We start from the raw sequence: 17,699 nt of genomic DNA, 5'->3' as shown, positions 1-17,699 counted from the left end.
ACTGGGCCGGGGAATAGAACTAAGGAAAAGTACTGATGGACATATTTGAAATCCTTGAGTCAGAAGTCCGCACGTACTGCCGCACCTGGGATGCGGTCTTTGACCGCGCGTCCGGCAGCACTCTCTACAGCGAGGACGGCAGGGATTATCTTGATTTCTTTTCCGGCGCCGGAGCACTGAACTACGGACACAACAATCCTGAGCTGCTTCGACCGCTCGTGGAATACCTCCTTTCCGGGGCTATCGTTCATTCCCTCGACATGAAAACAGTCGCCAAACGGCGCTTTCTGGAAACATTCCACGAGCTGATCCTGAAGCCCCGGCAGTATGACTATAAAGTCATGTTTCCCGGGCCCACGGGGACTAACTCGGTGGAAGCGGCCTTGAAGCTCGCTCGAAAAGTCACCGGTCGATCCCATATCCTCAGTTTTACGAATGCATTCCACGGGATGACTCTTGGATCCCTGGCGGTGACGGGCAATTCCATGAAGCGGGCGGGGGCCGGGGTTCCGCTAACGAACACATCCAGCATGCCCTATGACGGATTCTTTGACGGCCAGACGGCGGACTTTCTGTGGCTCCGCCACGCCCTGGAAGACAGCGGCTCCGGCGTCGACAAACCGGCCGCCGTCATCGTCGAAACCGTACAGGGAGAGGGCGGGCTCCGGGCAGCACGTGCCTCCTGGCTCCAAGGCCTGGCGGAACTGTGCCGCCAGCACGGCATCCTGCTCATTGTCGACGACGTCCAGGCCGGCTGCGGACGCACCGGCACCTTCTTCAGCTTCGAGGATGCCGGCATCATCCCCGATATCGTTTGCCTGTCGAAATCCATTTCCGGCTTCGGGCTGCCCTTGTCGTTGACGCTTTTCAAACCGGAGCATGACATCTGGAAGCCGGGCGAGCACAACGGAACCTTCCGCGGACACAACCCGGCGTTTGTCACGGGCACGGCTGCCCTGGAGCGTTACTGGGGGGACCGGACCCTTGAAGCGAAAGTCGAGGGCCTCACCTCGCAGCTGCACGAGGGGTTGACGCAGATTGCCGCGGGAACCGAAGGTGCCCGGGTCCGGGGACGTGGCCTGCTTGCGGGCATCTACTATCCCGACCACCAAACGGCAGGGAAGATCGCGGCCGAATCGTTCGCCCGCGGACTGTTGGTGGAAACCTCCGGGCCCGAGGGCGAGGTCATTAAAACGATGCCGGCGCTCACCATCGACGCCGAAGAGTTGTCGAGGGGACTCGACATCCTTGCCGAGGCCGCCGAGTCTGTGGCCGGCGGGAAGGTCGCGGTGAAGTCCATTGCGTAGGACAAGTAGCAGAGGGCATTAGGCAGCTACGAGCGACCGATCAGATTTTTAGGAACGGCAAATGAGCACCCAAGAAGCAGCGGCCAACCAAGTTGGACTCAGCGCAGCACCCGCAGAGTGGCGGCATTTCTCAGCTGGATCGAAGGCGGCACCGGGATTCCCGGGGCGACGGCCGGCGACGCCGGCTGGACCGTTGGGTCTCGGCTCGTGCTAGACGAAAGGGACAACACGATTCCTCAAGGGTGCGTAGTCGTGCAGAAGTTCGGAGGCTCGTCACTGGCAGACGCTTCCGGAATCCTTCGGGCTGCCCAAAGGATAGCCAGAACACGGGAGAACGGATACCAGGTAGTTGCAGTGGTGTCTGCCATGGGGGACACGACCGATGAGCTGTGCGACCTGGCCGCCGAAGTTTCCACCCGACCGCGCCCCAGCGACCTCGATGCCCTGCTGAGCACCGGCGAACTCGTATCGTCGGCACTTTTGGCCATCGCCCTGGCAGATCTTGGCCAGGCACCCGTCACCTTCACCGGCAGTATGGCCGGCCTCATCACCGACAGCGTGCACGGCAAGGCACAAATTACCGACGTCCGACCCGACCGCATCCGCACCTGCCTGGCCCGCGGGGAAGTGCCGATCGTTGCGGGATTTCAGGGCCGGACGAAGAAAGGGAAGAAAGTCACGACCCTGGGCCGGGGCGGCTCTGATTTGACCGCCGTAGCCCTGGCCGCGGCACTGGGTGCCGGGATCTGCGAGATTTACACGGATGTGGACGGCGTCTATACCGCGGACCCGCGCGTTGTCCCGAGGGCCCGCAAAATCGGCGTTCTCTCGAGCGAGGTAATGCTCGAGTTCGCGGCCTCGGGATGCAAGGTACTGCATCTGAGGTGTGTTGAGTATGCCCGTCGGTTTGGCATTCCCATCCATGTGAGGTCCTCGTTCGTGTCGGCGCCGGGCACCCTGATTCTTCCTGGCCTTGACCGCCACCCCTTCCGCAAGCCGGTGCGGGAGCAACCCGTAGTGACCGGAGTCGGTGGAGTCAACTCCGCCGCGAAAGTCATCGTCATCGGAGTTCCGGATGAACCCGACAGCATGGCGACACTGTTCCAGGTGCTGTCGCGTTCGGGGGTGAACGTCCAGACAATTGTCCAAAGCGCGGCAAACTCAGGGTCCAGACGTTCCGACGTTGCCCTGATCCTCCCGGCGCCGGAGGCGTCTCCCGCCCTCGCCGTGCTGGGTGCTGCCCAAGGAACCATAGGATTCCAGGGCCTGCAGCACCGGGGTGAAGTCGGCCGGGTGTCAGTCACCGGCGTGGGCATGCGGTCTTCGCCGGATGTCGTCTGCACCTTCCTGTGGACCCTCTCAGAAGCAGGGATCGACGTTGATCTGGTCGAAATATCGGAGACCTACGTAGCGGCCATCACCCGCGCCGAGCGTCTCGCGGACGCTGAGCGCGTCGTCCGGCTGGCGTTCGGCATGGCCCCGGTGGCCGGGGACGCGGCAGGGGCCGTCCCGCCGTCGGCCCACCACCGTGCCTTGGCCGGCGACGTCCGCTGGGGTTACGACCTTCGGGGTTTCGCAGCCAGTCCCGCATCGCGGGGCAGCTGATAGCACGGCGGATGATCCAGTGAACGGCACAGCCGTCAGATCTGAGTTTCGAGGGAAATCAGCAGTTAGTCTGCCACACGTCACGTCATGCGAAAGAGGCAATCCATGAGCAAAAAGGTGAAAGTCCAAAGTGGCGTCGCTGCCCCCGATGAGTTGCGCGGCAAGATCTTTACGGACGGTGCGGTGGAGGGAACAGTCCTGACTTCGGCCACGACGGACCAGGCCGCGCGCTGGCAGCAGGGCGAGCGGCTGGACCAGCTGTTCGAGGATCGCTGCGACCGGTTGCGTGACGAAGGACTGGGCGCCCAGATTGCCGTGGACGCGGGGGACGTGGTCTTGAGTTACCTGGAGCTGGATGCGCGTGCGAATCAGCTGGCGCGTCACCTCCTCGCCTGCGGAGCCCGGCCCGGGGACCGCATTGCGCTGCTGTTCGATCAGCCGTGGCGCGCCTACGTGGCCATGCTTGCGGCGCTTAAGATCCACGCGGCATACGTGCCCCTGGACCCGGGCTTCCCCCCTGACCGCCTCAAGTACATTGTCGAGGACGCCGATGTCGCGGTGGTTCTGTCCTTGTCGCATCTCAAGGACCTGCTGCCCGAGGTCGCGGCCCAGACGGTCTGCCTTGACCACGTGCAGGTGCACGTCGACGCGGAAGACTCCTCCCGGTTGGACGGAGTGGAGATGGGCGGGAAAATTGATGAACTGGCTTACATTATCTACACCTCGGGGTCGACTGGACGGCCGAAGGGCGTGGCCGTAGACCAGGCGAGCATCTGCAATTTTGTCCGTGTGGCGTCCGCGTATTACGGCATTGAGTCCTCGGACCGGGTCTACCAGGGAATGACGATCGCCTTTGATTTTTCGGTGGAGGAAATCTGGGTCTCCTGGATGGCAGGGGCCACCCTGGTGCCCAAGCCGGGCGGACCCAGCCTGCTGGGGGCCGAGCTGGGTGAATACTTGCAGGAGAAGAGCATCACGGCCCTGTGCTGTGTTCCGACCCTGCTGGCGACCCTTGATGAGGACCTGCCCGGCCTGAGGTTCCTGCTGGTCTCCGGTGAGGCGTGCCCCCGGGATCTCGTGATCCGCTGGCATCGCCCCGGGCGCCGCTTCCTGAATGTCTACGGGCCCACCGAAGCGACCGTCACGGCCACATGGGCCCTCCTTGACCCGGACAGGCCGGTGTCGCTGGGAGTGCCCCTGCCCACCTACTCGGCCGTCATTCTGGACCCAAACGAATCCCGCGCATTGCCGGCCGGTGAATCGGGGGAAATAGGACTCGCAGGGGTGGGCCTGGCACGGGGCTACGTCAACCGGCCGGATCTGACCGAGCGGGCGTTCATTCCGGATTTCCTCGGGATCGGGAACAATCCCTCCGGCCGGATTTACCGTACCGGGGACCTGGGCCGGATAAACGTCGCGGGGGAGATCGAATACTTTGGGCGGATCGACACTCAGGTCAAAATCCGCGGGTATCGCATTGAGCTGACCGAAATCGAATCGTTTCTGCTGCAGCTTCCAGGGATCGCGGCGGCAGTGGTCCAAACCTTTGAACCTGAGGGCGGATCCGTTGAACTGGCCGCCTACTACACCATCCGCCAGGACGTCGCGAGCATCGACGCCGGGGAGATCCGGCAGATGCTCCGCACCCGGCTGCCCGGTTATATGGTTCCCGGCTATTTCGAACAGCTGGAGTCCATGCCGATGATGGCCAGCGGCAAGGTGGACAGGAAGCGTTTGCCCAAGCCGACGCACCGGCTCAGCCTGGCCGGCAACGGGACCTATACCGCCCCGGCCACGGAGGCCGAGGAGGCCCTGGCGGAGCAGCTTGGTGTCGTGCTCGGTCTGGAGAAGGTGTCCACGGACGCGCACTTCTTCAACGACCTGGGCGCCGACTCGTTGCTGATGGCCCACTTCTGTGCCCGCCTCAGAAAAGAAACCGGGCTGCCGCCAGCGGCCATGCAGGACGTTTATCAGCACGCCACGGTGCGTCAGCTGGCCGAGTGTCTCCAGGCCAGGCGCATTGAGGCTGAACTGATTCCGGCCACGCCTGGGGTTGACCTTGTACCCCCCGCACCGTTGCCCCGCGTCAGCTCCTTCCAATACGTCCTCTGTGGTGCCATCCAGTTGCTGGTATTCCTGGGCTACACCATGTACGCCGCGTGGCTGATAGTTTTCGGCTTCCAATGGGTGTCCGGGGGAACTACACCCCTCGACATGTGGCTGCGATCCGTGGGCTTCGGGATCGCCACCTTCCTGATCCTGTCCCTGACCCCTATTCTCGTGAAATGGGTGCTGGTGGGGAGATGGAAGCCGGGGCTGATTCCCATCTGGAGCATGGCCTACCTCCGTTTCTGGGTCGTCAAAACCCTGACGCGGGCCAATCCCCTTGCGCTGTTTGCGGGATCACCGATCTACGTGCTGTACCTGCGGCTCCTGGGGGCAAAGATCGGCAAAGGTGTGGTGATCTTTTCCCGGACGGTGCCGGTGTGCACCGACCTGCTCACCATCGGCGACAACACAGTCATCCATAAGAACTCCTTCTTCCTCTGCTACCGGGCACGCCCGGGCGTCCTCGAAATGGGTCCGGTGACCTTGGGCCGGAACGTCCTGGTGTCGGAGAAGACCACTTTCGACATTGGCACGTCGATGGGGGATGACACCCAGCTGGGACATGCCTCGGCACTGCAGACATTCCAGGCGGTACCCGACGGACAAAGCTGGCACGGTTCCCCCGCAGAACGGACCACCACGCAATTCCGGCGGGTGCCCGACGCGAACTGCAGCACCCGCCGGCGGGTTATCTTCAGCCTGCTCCAGTTGTTCAACCGCCTTGTCCTCGTCGTCCCGGTCGGTGTCCTCGGGCTGGCCGCGCTGCTGCCTTCCTATCTGGATACCGGGCACCTGCAGTTGGGTGTCTTCGAGTTCTTTGTCGATGCAGCGGCTTATACCCTGGTCGTGTTCATCGCCGGGCTGTTTAGTGGCCTCATCTTTGTCCTCACCGTTCCGCGTCTGCTGAACCTCTTCCTCACGCAGGACAAGGTCTATCCGCTGTACGGGGTGCACTATTCGCTCCAGCGGATGATGGCGGGCATCTCCAACGCCGGCATCTACAAGAACCTCTTCGGCGACAGTTCCTACATCGTGCACTACCTCCAGGCCCTGGGCTACGACCTGGGAAAGGTCGTGCAGACCGGTTCAAACTTCGGTCCGGCAGTGGCTCACGAGTCGCCGTTCCTGAGCACCGTGGGATCGGGAACGATGGCCTCGGACGGTCTGAACATGATGAACGCAGACTTCTCGAGCACATCGTTCCGGCTCTCACGTGTCAGCGTCGCAGGCCGCAACTTCCTGGGCAACGACATCACCTTCCCGATTGGCGCCAAGGTCGGTGAGAACTGCCTTCTGGGCACGAAGGTGATGGTTCCGATCGATGGTCCCACCCGGTCGGGCGTCGGTCTGCTGGGCTCGCCCCCGTTCGAGATTCCCCGGTCTGTGCAGCGGGATGCGCAGTTCGATGAAAGCAAGCTTGAGGAGGCGAAGGACCGGCTCCTCCCGGCGAAGAACCGGTACAACATCCGGAGCATGGCGCTGTTCCTGACCCTGCGTTGGTTCCTGGTGTACGTCGCTGCGCTCGCCGGTGCTGTCGCCGTGTCGGCGCACGGCTACATCGGTGTGCTCGCGGTTTCCGCCGCAATGCTCGGCTTCATGCTTTTCAGCACGTTCTTCTCCATACTGGTTGAGCGCTCGGTCATGGGTTTCCGCCGCCTGAAGCCTGAGTATTGCTCGATCTACGACCACTACTTCTGGCAGCACGAACGGCTCTGGAAGCTTTTGACCGGAGCCCCCTTCGGCGGGACTCCCTTCAAATCCATGTTCATGAGAATGTTGGGTATCAAAGTGGGCAAGCGGCTCTACGATGCAGGCTGTGGCATTCCGGAAAAGACACTGGTAACGATCGGTGATGACTGTGCCCTCAATGAAGGAACCGTGATCCAGGGCCATTCCCTGGAGGACGGAACCTTCAAATCCGGCCGAATTGTCCTCGGCAACCGCTGCACCGTAGGTGTGGAGGCCTTTGTCCACTACGGGGTGACGATGGGCGACGGCTCGACCCTTGAGGCCGACGCGTTCCTGATGAAAGGCGAAGACGTCCCGGAAAACGCCACGTATGTCGGCAACCCGGCACGCGAAGTGAGCTCACCGCGTGACCAGCGCCCGGCCCCCCTCGCCGGGCCCCGCCACCGGGCAGTAACGGCGATGGCCGGTAGATCCCATGCACCGGCGAGGGCGGCACACAGCACGCACGCCCCGCGCCGCCACAAGGCGGTCCGGATCTGACGCGTTTCCCGCGGACCAGCGCCTGCTAATGCGAGCCCGACGGGACCCGTGCGTCGTCGGAAACGTCATCCGGGAAGTCGTCGGGGACGGCCCCGGGGGCGGCCCGGCGGCCACGGGAACGGGCCCCCCGGGAACCGGCATCCGCTCCGGCATCCGGACCGGAAGCGGCACCCGGCCCGGCCTTGGCCAGGGCCTTCCGCTCGCGCCGTCCCTCCACGAGGCGGTACAGCACGGGCACGAGTACCAGGGTGAGGGCCGTGGAGGAGATCAGGCCGCCGATCACCACGATGGCGAGCGGCTGCGAGATGAAGCCGCCGCCGCCGGTCAGGCCCAGGGCCATCGGCGTGAGCGCGAAGACGGTGGCCAGCGCCGTCATCAGGATCGGCCGGAGGCGCTGGCGGGCGCCGTGTGTGATCGCGTCCGCCACGCTCATCCCGGGTTCGCCGTTGCGCGGCTCGCGGTACTGGTTGATGAGGTCGATCAGCACAATGGCGTTCGTCACCACGATGCCCACCAGCATCAGCATGCCAATCAGTGAGGGCAGGCCCAGCGGCACGCCGGTGATGAGCAGCAGCCCGATAGCGCCGGTGGCCGCGAACGGCACCGAGACGAGCAGGATCAGCGGCTGGATCAGCGACTTGAACGCGGCCACCATGATGACATAGACAATCGCGATGGCGGCGAGCAGGGCGAGGCCGAGCTGGCCGAAGGATTCAGCCTGCTGGGTCGTGGCGCCACCGATCTCTGCCGTGACGCCCGGCGGCAGCTGGACGGTGTCCAGCCGCGCCTGCACTTCGGTGCTCAGCGCGCCGAGGTTGGCGCCCGACGGCGTGACGGACACGCGGGCGGTCCGCTGGCCGTTGCTGGCGGTGATGGATACGGGGACATCGACCTGCTCCACGGAAGCGATGCTGACCAGCGGCACGGGACCGGCCGCCGTCGGCAGCGGGGTCTGCCGGACGGCATCGATGCTGGTGAAGCGGGTGCCTTCGCCAATGCGGACCGGGTAGTCGTTCGTGTCGATCCGCACGGTTCCGGCCGGGACGGGGCTGATGGTGGAGGCGAGGACGCCGGCCACCTGTTCCTCGCTCAGGCCTGCGGCGACGGCTTTGGCCCGGTCCACTTTGACCTGCACTACCGGCTGGCTGGCGGCCAGGTTGGTGGCCACCTCGGAGGAGCCGGGGACGCCCTCCATGGCTTTGACCATGGCGTCGCTCGCGGTCCGGAGGTCGGCGGTGGTGGCAGCTTTGAGGGTGATGTCCACGGTCGAGGACGTGCCGAAGCCGCCCTGCTGCGAGCCCACGGTGATCTTGCCGGAATCAGGGATCCTGGCAAGCTCACTGCGGACGGTGTCCTTGAGTTTGCCCTGGTTCGCCTTTTCCTCCGTCACCACCGTGAAGCTGGAGTTCGACGCCCCGGACGACAGCAGCGCGGAGAAACCGGTCTGGGCGTTGCCGGTGGTGACCTGGACGTCCTTGACGCCCTCGATCTCCCGCAGCACTTCCTCGACCTTGATAGCCGAGGCACTGGCTTCGGCCAGGCTGGTGCCGGCGGGAAGCGCCTGCCTGACCGTCATACTGTTTTCGCCGGAGTTGCCCAGCAGGTCGGTGGCCAGCAGCGGGGTCATGGCGGCGGTACCGCCCAGGACCAGCACGGCCGCGATCAGGGTCACCACCGGATGCTTCTGGGTCTTGGTCAGGACCGGGAGGTAGCCGCGCTGCAGGACGGTGCGCTGCTCTGCCTCGTGGGCCTTCGCCGCAATCTCCCGGGCAGAGCCTTCCCGGGCTGTGCCCGCCTGGTCGGCGGGGTTCCGCAGGAACCAGTACGCCAGCACCGGAACGATGGTCAGGGAGACCAGCAGCGAGGACAGCAGCGCGATGGTGACGGTCAGCGCGAACGGCCGGAACAGCTCACCGGCCAGGCCGGCCACGAAGGCGATCGGCAGGAAGACGGCCACGGTGGTGAGGGTCGAGGCCGTGATGGCACCGGCGACTTCCCGGATGGAGGTCTGGATCGCGGTGATCTTCGCCTCGCCGTAGCTCAGATGCCGCTTGATGTTTTCGATGACCACAATCGAGTCGTCCACCACGCGGCCGATCGCGATGGTGAGCGCGCCGAGGGTCAGGATGTTCAGAGAGTAGCCGGTGGCCGACAGCCCGATGAACGTGATCAGCAGGGACAGCGGGATGGAGACGGCCGTGACCAGGGTGGCGCGGACGGACATCAGGAACACCAGGATCACCGCGACGGCGAAGCCCAGTCCCAGCAGGCCCTCTGTCGTGAGGTCCTTGATGGACTTCTCGATGAACGGTGCCTGGTCGAAGATGGGCGTGAACCGGGCATTGGAGCCGAGTTCGGCCTCAAGCTCGGGGATGGAGTCCTTCACCGCGTTGGAGATGCCGACGGTGTCACCTTCGGGCTTTTTGGTGACGGACAGGGCCAGCGTTTCCTGGCCGTTGGTCCGGGTGATGGAGGTGCGGGCGTCCTCGGCGATGCTGACGTCCGCCACGCTGCCGATGGTCGCGGCGTTTTTGTTGCCGCCCAGCGGCAGCGCGTTGATGGCATCGAGCGAGTCGACCGGGCTGCCGATCTGCAGCGACAGCGTCTTGCCCTGCTCTTCGATGGTGCCGGCCGGAACGAGCGCCCCGTTGTTGCTGAGCGCCTCGCGGATGGCCTGGATGCTCGCACCGGAGGCCGCCATCGCCTCGGGGCGGGGGAGGATCTTGATGTGCTGTGTGGCGCCGCCGGTCACCTCGGCGCCGCGGACGCCGTCGAGCTTTTGCAGCCGCGGAACCGTGAGCCGGGCCAGATCGGCGTTCAATTCGCTGAGCGGCTTGTCCGAGGAGACCGCAAGGAAAACGATCGGGAAATCGCTGATGCTGCCGGCGATTGCCTGCGGCTGGACGTCGTCCGGCAGCGACCGTTTGGCGTTGGAGATAGCACGGTCGATCTGGTTCCGGGCACGGTCCAGGTTCGAACCATAGGTGAACATCATGCTGATCTGGGAGACGCCGTTGCGCGAGGTGGACGACGTCGATTCCAGACCCTCCACCCCCTTGAGGGCCGTCTCCAGCGGGCTGCTGATCTGCTTGTCCACGACCTCGGGCGAGGCACCCGGCATTGACGTGAGCACCGTGATCTGCGGGAACTCGATGGACGGGATGAGCTCCTGCTTGAGCGAGGACATCGTGATCACGCCGAAGACCGAGGCGAAGACGGTCACCAGCGCGATCAGGGCCCGGTTGGCCAGCGACAGCTTTGCGAGACGGAACATCTCAAGGTCTCCTGATGGGTTGACGGACTTGCTTCCAAGGGATCAAACCGGCCGCAACCCGGAGCGGGCGTCAGTTGCGCGAGGCGCTGACCGGTTCCAGCTGCAGTGCCTTGGCCGTATCGGCTTCAAGCTGGGCGGCGAGGTCCGGGTTCTCATTGAGCTTGACGCCGTAGCCGGGCATCATATCCTTGAACCTGGGCTGCCAGCCCTTGAACTGCTTCGGGAAGGACTTCTGGAGCAGCTCGATCATGATCGGCACCGCCGTGGACGCGCCGGGTGACGCGCCGAGCAGGGCGCCGATGGATCCGTCGCGGCCGGCGATGACTTCAGTGCCGAACTGAAGCACGCCGCCCTTCTTCGGGTCCTTCTTGATGATCTGTACACGCTGGCCGGCGGTGATGAGTTCCCAGTCGCCGTCCTGCGCCGCGGGGTAGTACTCGCGCAGGGCCTCGACCTTGGCGCCGTGCCGCTTGGCGACTTCCTTGATCAGGTAGGCGGTCAGGTCCATATTGTCCTTGCCCACGGCCAGCATCGGGATGATGTTCGAAGGCCGGATGGACCGTGGCAGGTCCAAATAGGAGCCGTTCTTCAGGAAGTTCGTGGAGAAGCCGGCGTAGGGACCGAACAGCAGGGAGCGCTTGCCGTTGACGAAGCGGGTGTCCAAGTGGGGGACTGACATGGGCGGGGCGCCCACGGAGGCCTGGCCGTAGACCTTGGCGCTGTGCTGGCCGGCGAGCGTCTCGTCGGTGCAGCGGAAGAACTGGCCGGAGACCGGGAAACCGCCGTAGCCCTTGCTTTCCGGAATCCCGGAGGCCTGCAGCAGGTGCAGGGCTCCGCCGCCGGCGCCCACAAAGACAAACTTCGCGTGGATGGAGCCGTGCTCGCCGGACCGGGGGTGCTTGAGCGTGAGGTCCCAGCCGCCGTCGGAGGCGCGCTTGATGCCGGAGACGTTGTGGCCGTAGTTGACCTCCACACCGTTGTTCCCGAGGTAAGTGGTCAGCTCACGGGTCAGCGCACCGAAGTCGACGTCGGTCCCCTCCGCAGCGCGGGTGGCGGCGATCCGCTGCTTCGGATCGCGGCCCTTGACGATCAGCGGGGCCCACTTGGCGATCTGGGCGTGGTCCTCGGAGTACTCCATGGAGCGGAACAGGGGGTTCGGCTTAAGAGCCTCGTAGCGGGTGCGCAGGAACTTGGTGTTGTCCTCGCCGATCACAAAGCTCATGTGCGGAACGGTGTTGATGAAGCCCTTGGGGGAGCCGATCATGCCGTTCGTGACGAGGTGGGACCAGAACTGGCGGGACAGCTGGAACTGCTCGTTGATGAGGAGCGCCTTGGCGGGATCCACCGAGCCGTCTTTGGCTGCGGGGGAGTAATTAAGCTCACACAGCGCGGCGTGTCCGGTGCCGGCGTTGTTCCAGGGGCCGGAACTCTCCAGACCCGGCTCATCCAGCTTCTCGAACAGGGAAATCGTCCAGTTCGGCTCGAGCTGCTTCAGGAAAGCACCGAGCGTGGCGCTCATGATGCCGCCGCCAATCAGGACGACGTCGGCATGTTGGGTCTTTGAAATGAAAGTCACAATCAGTCTCCGATAGCAGCGGGTCTGGCTGTCACAGAATATCCCCGGACCCACCGCATACTGAAATTGGCTCCGTCCGTCAAGGCTTTAGTTCGACCTTTGTGAAAACTTCATTCAGTACGGGCGACGCGGGGTACTTCAGGACGCGGTCCGAAAGGGCCAGGGCCGAGATCGGGAAGGCGATCGGCACGGCCGGGACCGTGGCGGCGATTTGGGCGTTGATGGTCTGGTACTGCTCCGTCCGCTCCGCGCCGTCCGGCAGGCCGCGCGCCCGGGCGATCTTGGAGAAGACCTGCGGGTCCTGGTAGCCGAACTCGCCGGTGTTCTCGCCGAAGAGCGGGCCGACGAAGTTGTCAGGGTCGGCGTAGGAACCGTTCCAGCCCAGCAGATGCAGGGCGTGGTCGCCGGGGGATGTGACCTTCTGGAGGTAGCCTTCGGACCATTCGACCGGCACCGGCTTGATGTTGAGTCCGACGGCGGTCAGCTGCTTGCTGATTTCGGCGTAGACCTTTTCCGGCGTCGGGAGGTAGGGCCGGGTGACGTTCAGCGGATAGTAGAACTTCAGTTCCTCGCCCTGGTAGCCAGCCTCGGTGAGCAGTTCCTTGGCCTTGGCCGGATTGTGGCCCAGGGACGGGGCGTTGTTGTTGAAGCCGCTGAGCTTGGGCGGAACGAACTGCGTCGCTTGGGCGGTGTTGTCGATGAAGAACCTGCGGATCAGGGTGTCCTTGTCCAGGGCCATTTCGATGGCCTGGCGGACCTTGAGGTCCTGCAGGATGGGCACTTCCTGGTTCATTCCCAGATACATGACGGAGAAGGGATCCCGCTGGATGATCTGCTGGCCCCGCTTTACGAGCTGGTCGAAGTTGCCCACGGTCACGGCGTCGTAGGCATCGATCTTGCCGTCGAGGAGGGCCTGCATCCGGGTCTGGGTGTGATCGTAGGTGACAAAGTTGATCGTCCCGATCTGGCCCTTGTCCCCCCAGTAGTCCTTGTTGCTGCCGAGCGTGATGTTGTCCGATTCCCAGGAAGTAAAAACGTAGGGGCCGGTTCCCACCGGGTGGAGCCCGTAGGCGGAGACGGGCTGGCCGTCGCGGCTCTGGTTCAATTCGTCGGCGTTTTGGGACGCGAGGGCCTGGGGGGAGGAGATGGCGAAGGCGGGGAGCGTAAGGGCCTGCAGGAACCCGGTGAAGGGCTGGGTCAGTTCGATCGTCACATTGTCCGGGGCAGGGGCGGCGCAGCCCTTGTAGATGGAAAGCGACGCCTGGTCGGCGTGGGCCTTGAAGACGCCCTTGAAGGTCGTGCCCGGAGCCTGCTGGCGCAGCGTCTCGGGGAAGTTGAACCAGCGGTCAAAATTGCTGCAGACGGCCGAAGCATCGAAGGGGGTCCCGTCCTGGAAGGCCACGTTCTCGCGGAGCTTGAACGTGTAGGCGCGGCCATCGTCGCTCGCCGTCCATTCGGTGGCCAGCAGCGGCGTGGGCTCTCCGGTGGTCTGGTCCACACCGACGAGTCCCTCCAGGACCTGGCGGGTGATCCGATAGGACTCAATGTCGGATACGACGGCGGGGTCCAGCCCTAGCGGCTGCGAGGCGGTGCCGAAGGTGAAGACGGCGGTGGGGGCGGCATCGGTGGGGCTGGCAGCGGTATCAGTGGGACTGGCGGAGCCGGGTCCCGGTCCGGGGGTTCCGGTGCAGGCGGCCAGCGGCAGCATCAGGAGCACAGCAGCGAATCCGGCTGTGACGCGGCGTGCAGCACGGGTCCGCGCTCCGCCGGCCCGCGCTGGACTGGGATCGCTGGCGCGCGCGATGCGGCTGGACGCTGTACTTCTGGGCACTCGGGTATCACCTCGGGGGACTGGATGGACCGCCGGCTGCGGAACAGGGCCATTGTAGTTGACCGGCCCGGACGCTCGCTGTGAGCCAGGCTGGGCCCCCGGAGGCCGTACCCAGGGCTACCCGGGCGGCAGACAAGCGAAGGCCCGCACCAACGGTGCGGGCCTTCGTTTCTCCTAGTTGGCCCAGTGAGTCAGGCTGGAACCGCAGCAGGAGCGCTTGGTGCTGCCTACTTGGGCATCAGGACTGAGTCCACCATGTAGACAGTGGCGTTGGCGGTCATGACGCCGCCGCAGACGACGTTGGCGTCGTCGACCATGAGGGCGTCCTTGGTGCCGGTGACGGTCACGGATCCGCCCTGGACCGTGGCGTGCGTGCCGACGATCTCGTCCGGGCTGATCTTGCCGGGAACAACGTGGTAGGTCAGGATCTTGCTGAGCAGGGCATCGTCCGTCTTCAGCGTTTCGATCGTGGCGGCGTCGATCTTGGCGAAGGCGTCATCAGTCGGTGCGAAGACCGTGAACTCGCTGCCGTTCAGGGTGTCCACCAGGTCGACTTTGGGGTTGAGCTTGCCGGACACCGCAGCGGTGAGGGTGGTGAGGATCGGGTTGTTGGACGCCGCGACCGCTACCGGGTCAAGGGCCATCCCGGAGACGGAGCCGGCGCCGGAGGGAACCTGCTCGGCGTAGGCTGCGCAGCCTGCACCGACGAGGTTGGCGGCCGGGTCCATGGCAGCTGCCGAGCTGGTTGACGGCGACGGTGCCATGCTTGATTCCATCGGCGTGGCGGCCGGAGCCGAGGAGGCGGGCGCCGTGGTGGTGGATCCGCCACAGGCAGTGAGGCTGAGCATGGCTGCAGCAGCGATTCCTGCAACGGAAAGAGTCGTGCGCTTGATGGTCTGCATTTCGGTTTCTCCTTTGTTGTGCCGATCGTTGCCAGCGGCGAATAATTACCGCTTTGGCCCTTTTCCGACTTGTTGGGCACCGACCCTTGGTGGTGTCTCAATGGGTATTCGCGGGGTCCGGGGAAACGGATGGGTGGAGGATGAAAATTCATTTTTGCGCGTTTGATGTGCAGCCAAAATGCCCGGATTTGAGCGGCTTCCACCGGGAAAGCGGCCCGGTGCGTCTTGGTTGGATTGGATGAGGAGCCGGTTAAAGGACAGGAGCCCCGGTCCGTAGACCGGGGCTCCTGAGTGTGCGCAAGGGGGGATTTGAACCCCCACGCCCGAAGGCACAGGAACCTAAATCCTGCGTGTCTGCCAATTTCACCACTCGCGCGCAGCACCTTCACCGAACACGTCCAGGGACGGTTGCGGCGGATGCCAGCCTCCATTGTACATTTCGCACCATAAGCCACGGTGCTTCGTCCCGCCGCGCTCCGGCGGGCCACCGCCGACGGCGGGAGGTCGTCACACCATAGTCCGGTCAGGCGCCTATGAGTCGACCTTGAGGTCCCGGCGGAGCTTTGCGACATGCCCGGTGGCCCGGACGTTATATTGCGCGACCGCGACCTTCCCGTCGGGGCCGACGACCACCGTGGACCGGATGAGACCTTCGTACGTTTTGCCGTAGTTTTTCTTCTCGCCCCAGGCCGCGTAGGCCTCGGCGACGGTGTGGTCCGGATCCGACAGGAGGGGGAAGGTCAGTCCTTCCGCGGCCGCGAACCTGGCGAGCTTGTCCACTGGATCAGGGGAAATGCCCACCACCTCGTAGCCTGCCTGCTGCAGGGACGCCAGGGAATCCCGGAAATCGCAGGCCTGTTTTGTGCACCCAGGGGTGGAAGCCGCCGGGTAGAAGTAGACGACGGTGCTGCGGCCACGGAAGTCCTCGAGGGAGACGTCCTTCCCGTCCGGGCTCTTCAGCGTAAAAGCCGGCGCCGTATCACCGGGGATGAGTCGTTCAGGCAACTTGTGCTCCTTCGTGGGGTGGCCGCCAAGTGGTCTTTATTGGCGAGATACTAAGCTTAATGAGCGTCGGTGGCGGCGCCGAATCCTAGGCTCGCTATACTCGTTGGTATGCCTGATATGGATCGCTGGCCCACTGGGCGCCTATTGTCCACGGCAGCACGCCTTGTTGAACACTCCTGGAACGAAAAATTGGGGGCCATTGGCCTGACCCATGCCGGGGTCATCGCCATGGAAGTGCTCTCTGTCAACGGACCCATGACCCAGGCGCAACTTGCCCAATTGGTGCGTGTACAGGCGCAGACCATGGGGAAGACGCTCAGCCGGCTGGAAGCACACGGCCACATTTCCCGGCAGCGTAGCGCCTCCGACCGCCGCAGCCACGTGGTGTCCCTGACTGACCGCGGCCGCGAAGCAGTTGCTGAAGCCGCGGACATGGAACGCTCCGTGCTCGCTGCCGCCTCCATCGACCCCGATGTCCTGCGGCAGGAACTCCAAGCTGTTGTCAGGGAACTGGCAACCAGGATTTCCTCGACCGACGTGAAGGCGATTGTCACCGCTGTGGAACCGAATATGCCGGTCGAGGCCAACGAGGCCAACTAGGCCACGGACCAGCCTGCGCCGGAGCTGCCCGGAACTCCCACCTTCCGGTCCAGGCGTTCCCGTGTCCCTCAGCGAAGCAGACGCCGCCTGCGCATAGGCTCAAGGAATGGATCCGAAACCGACTGTTCAACTCGAAGGGCAGACCTCGATTAATGAGCTGCTCGATGAGCCGGTCGGGGCATCACCGGTGCAGCTGGCACTGCCCATCCACTTCCAGTTGGCTGCTGCGGTCCGGCGGAACTCCTAACCCTTCGGGCCACCCCTTCGCTGGGCCTTAGTCGCGCCCGCTGCCCCCGGGCGGGCGGCCCGTTCCGTGGCGTGCGCAAGAGACTTCCGCGTCTCCAGCCCGCGGGCTCACAACTCAAGGGACCGTGATTTTGACGCCGGCGACTGCCCCGGTCCATGCGCCCGTCGGATCGTGGCGGGTCAGGTGGGCACTGACGTACCCTCGTTGCAGTTGGACAACCTGGGTCTGGAGTCCTGAGCAATCGAAGACCAGCGATAACGGTTCGGTCCCGGCAGCATCTTGGGAAAGGAAAATCTGGGCCTGAGAGGTGCCCACACATGCTGCGGACACCGTGTGAGGACCGGCTGTCAGTACGGTTGCGGCTTTGCTGAAGCCGACCCCGGGCCCGTCAGCCGGGCCGGCGTCGGCCAAGAGGACTGACCCTGGGGCCTTTGCCAGGCGCTGATGCAGTTCTGTGTAGTTGCGCGCTTCAACGCCCAGAACGTCCTTGTCCTTCGCGGGGACTGTGGGCGCAGGCCGGTAGCTTCGTTTGGCCGACGTCGGCTGCGGATCAACCACGTCCTCATAGGCGCAGGCGGCCAGGCCTCCGGCCAGCAGTACGCCGCCAATGAATGCCGCAGTGCGGCGGACTGTTCGTGTTCCCCCAGGACCAGACATGCGCCGAGTCTACGGTCCGTTCACTGCCTAGCAAGCCAATGTCCCCGTGAAGACGGGGTTTCTTTGGTGGTGCACCCCCGGGTCTCGACCCGGAACCCATGGTGAGGAGGTCAGTTAGGTGATCTCCTGGGCGACGGGTGCCCAATATTCCGGGTACGCGGGCAGCGCCACAGGCCTCTTCTGCAGACGCTCACGGGGTCGATTTCGAGCGCACGCTGGGCGACGCTGACAACGCAATGACACCTCAGTCCGGTTCCAGCGATTGACCGCCGCAACAGGTACCGTCAGCCCGTGATGGATCGTATCCGCTGGGCCATAGGGCGTCATACCGGAGCAATCGGGACGGCGTGCTTGAAC

Annotated in this window: 11 protein-coding genes and 1 tRNA gene; 5 read left to right on the top strand and 7 right to left on the bottom strand. The window is 64.5% G+C overall.

All coding sequences use genetic code 11. From position 1 onward, the window contains the following. Positions 1 to 35: 35 nt before the first annotated feature. From ectB to AC50YC_RS05320, 3 genes are all read left to right on the top strand, one after another. Positions 36 to 1,307 (top strand): diaminobutyrate--2-oxoglutarate transaminase, encoded by a 1,272-nt coding sequence (gene ectB, locus AC50YC_RS05330; protein WP_494952548.1) that lies wholly within the window; start codon positions 36 to 38, stop codon positions 1,305 to 1,307. A gap of 207 nt (positions 1,308 to 1,514) precedes the next feature. Next, a complete protein-coding gene (locus tag AC50YC_RS05325) occupies positions 1,515 to 2,912 on the top strand; it encodes an aspartate kinase (RefSeq protein WP_494952758.1) in 1,398 nt (465 codons plus the stop codon). Positions 2,913 to 3,017: 105 nt separating this feature from the next. Continuing rightward, a complete protein-coding gene (locus AC50YC_RS05320) occupies positions 3,018 to 7,250 on the top strand; it encodes a Pls/PosA family non-ribosomal peptide synthetase (protein WP_494952547.1) in 4,233 nt (1,410 codons plus the stop codon). 25 nt (positions 7,251 to 7,275) lie between these two features. Here the strand turns inward: AC50YC_RS05320 and AC50YC_RS05315 are convergent, their stop codons facing one another. The 6 genes from AC50YC_RS05315 to bcp form a co-directional block, all read right to left on the bottom strand. Continuing rightward, complete coding sequence (locus AC50YC_RS05315; protein WP_494952546.1) at positions 7,276 to 10,524, bottom strand: efflux RND transporter permease subunit; 3,249 nt, start codon at positions 10,522 to 10,524, stop codon at positions 7,276 to 7,278. A gap of 70 nt (positions 10,525 to 10,594) precedes the next feature. Beyond that, positions 10,595 to 12,100 (bottom strand): malate:quinone oxidoreductase, encoded by a 1,506-nt coding sequence (locus AC50YC_RS05310; RefSeq protein ID WP_494952545.1) that lies wholly within the window; start codon positions 12,098 to 12,100, stop codon positions 10,595 to 10,597. A gap of 79 nt (positions 12,101 to 12,179) precedes the next feature. After that, positions 12,180 to 13,808 carry an ABC transporter substrate-binding protein gene (locus AC50YC_RS05305; protein WP_494952757.1) on the bottom strand — a complete coding sequence of 543 codons (1,629 nt, stop codon included), beginning with the start codon at positions 13,806 to 13,808 and terminating at the stop codon, positions 12,180 to 12,182. A 350-nt stretch (positions 13,809 to 14,158) separates the two neighbouring features. After that, a complete protein-coding gene (locus AC50YC_RS05300; protein ID WP_494952544.1) occupies positions 14,159 to 14,833 on the bottom strand; it encodes a fasciclin domain-containing protein in 675 nt (224 codons plus the stop codon). A gap of 294 nt (positions 14,834 to 15,127) precedes the next feature. Next, positions 15,128 to 15,209: transfer RNA gene (locus tag AC50YC_RS05295), tRNA-Leu, on the bottom strand. A 155-nt stretch (positions 15,210 to 15,364) separates the two neighbouring features. After that, positions 15,365 to 15,838: a thioredoxin-dependent thiol peroxidase gene (bcp, locus tag AC50YC_RS05290; RefSeq protein WP_494952543.1), complete on the bottom strand. Its 474-nt coding sequence runs from the start codon at positions 15,836 to 15,838 to the stop codon at positions 15,365 to 15,367. A gap of 117 nt (positions 15,839 to 15,955) precedes the next feature. Here bcp and AC50YC_RS05285 point away from each other — a divergent pair, with 117 nt between their 5' ends. After that, a complete protein-coding gene (locus AC50YC_RS05285) occupies positions 15,956 to 16,438 on the top strand; it encodes a MarR family winged helix-turn-helix transcriptional regulator (protein ID WP_494952756.1) in 483 nt (160 codons plus the stop codon). A gap of 106 nt (positions 16,439 to 16,544) precedes the next feature. Continuing rightward, complete coding sequence (locus tag AC50YC_RS05280) at positions 16,545 to 16,685, top strand: hypothetical protein (RefSeq protein ID WP_494952542.1); 141 nt, start codon at positions 16,545 to 16,547, stop codon at positions 16,683 to 16,685. A 114-nt stretch (positions 16,686 to 16,799) separates the two neighbouring features. On the opposite strand, the gene AC50YC_RS05275 is transcribed toward AC50YC_RS05280, so the two are convergent. Beyond that, positions 16,800 to 17,342, bottom strand: a complete 543-nt coding sequence (locus tag AC50YC_RS05275; RefSeq protein WP_494952541.1) for a hypothetical protein — start codon at positions 17,340 to 17,342, stop codon at positions 16,800 to 16,802. Positions 17,343 to 17,699 lie beyond the last annotated feature (357 nt).

Source organism: Pseudarthrobacter sp. MDT1-56, assembly GCF_059383555.1.
The sequence above is the reverse complement of the archived record's forward strand: the minus strand, read 5'-3'. Positions and strand labels throughout refer to the sequence as shown.

What these genes read in the sequence shown, in the direction of transcription:
- ectB (WP_494952548.1), top strand. Translation starts at nt 36, where the DNA reads ATGGACATATTTGAAATCCTTGAGTCAGAAGTCCGCACGTACTGCCGC.
- AC50YC_RS05320 (WP_494952547.1), top strand. Translation starts at nt 3,018, where the DNA reads ATGAGCAAAAAGGTGAAAGTCCAAAGTGGCGTCGCTGCCCCCGATGAG.
- AC50YC_RS05315 (WP_494952546.1), bottom strand. Translation starts at nt 10,524, where the DNA reads ATGTTCCGTCTCGCAAAGCTGTCGCTGGCCAACCGGGCCCTGATCGCG.
- AC50YC_RS05305 (WP_494952757.1), bottom strand. Translation starts at nt 13,808, where the DNA reads ATGCTGCCGCTGGCCGCCTGCACCGGAACCCCCGGACCGGGACCCGGC.
- AC50YC_RS05300 (WP_494952544.1), bottom strand. Translation starts at nt 14,833, where the DNA reads ATGCAGACCATCAAGCGCACGACTCTTTCCGTTGCAGGAATCGCTGCT.
- AC50YC_RS05285 (WP_494952756.1), top strand. Translation starts at nt 15,956, where the DNA reads ATGGATCGCTGGCCCACTGGGCGCCTATTGTCCACGGCAGCACGCCTT.
- AC50YC_RS05280 (WP_494952542.1), top strand. Translation starts at nt 16,545, where the DNA reads ATGGATCCGAAACCGACTGTTCAACTCGAAGGGCAGACCTCGATTAAT.
- AC50YC_RS05275 (WP_494952541.1), bottom strand. Translation starts at nt 17,342, where the DNA reads ATGTCTGGTCCTGGGGGAACACGAACAGTCCGCCGCACTGCGGCATTC.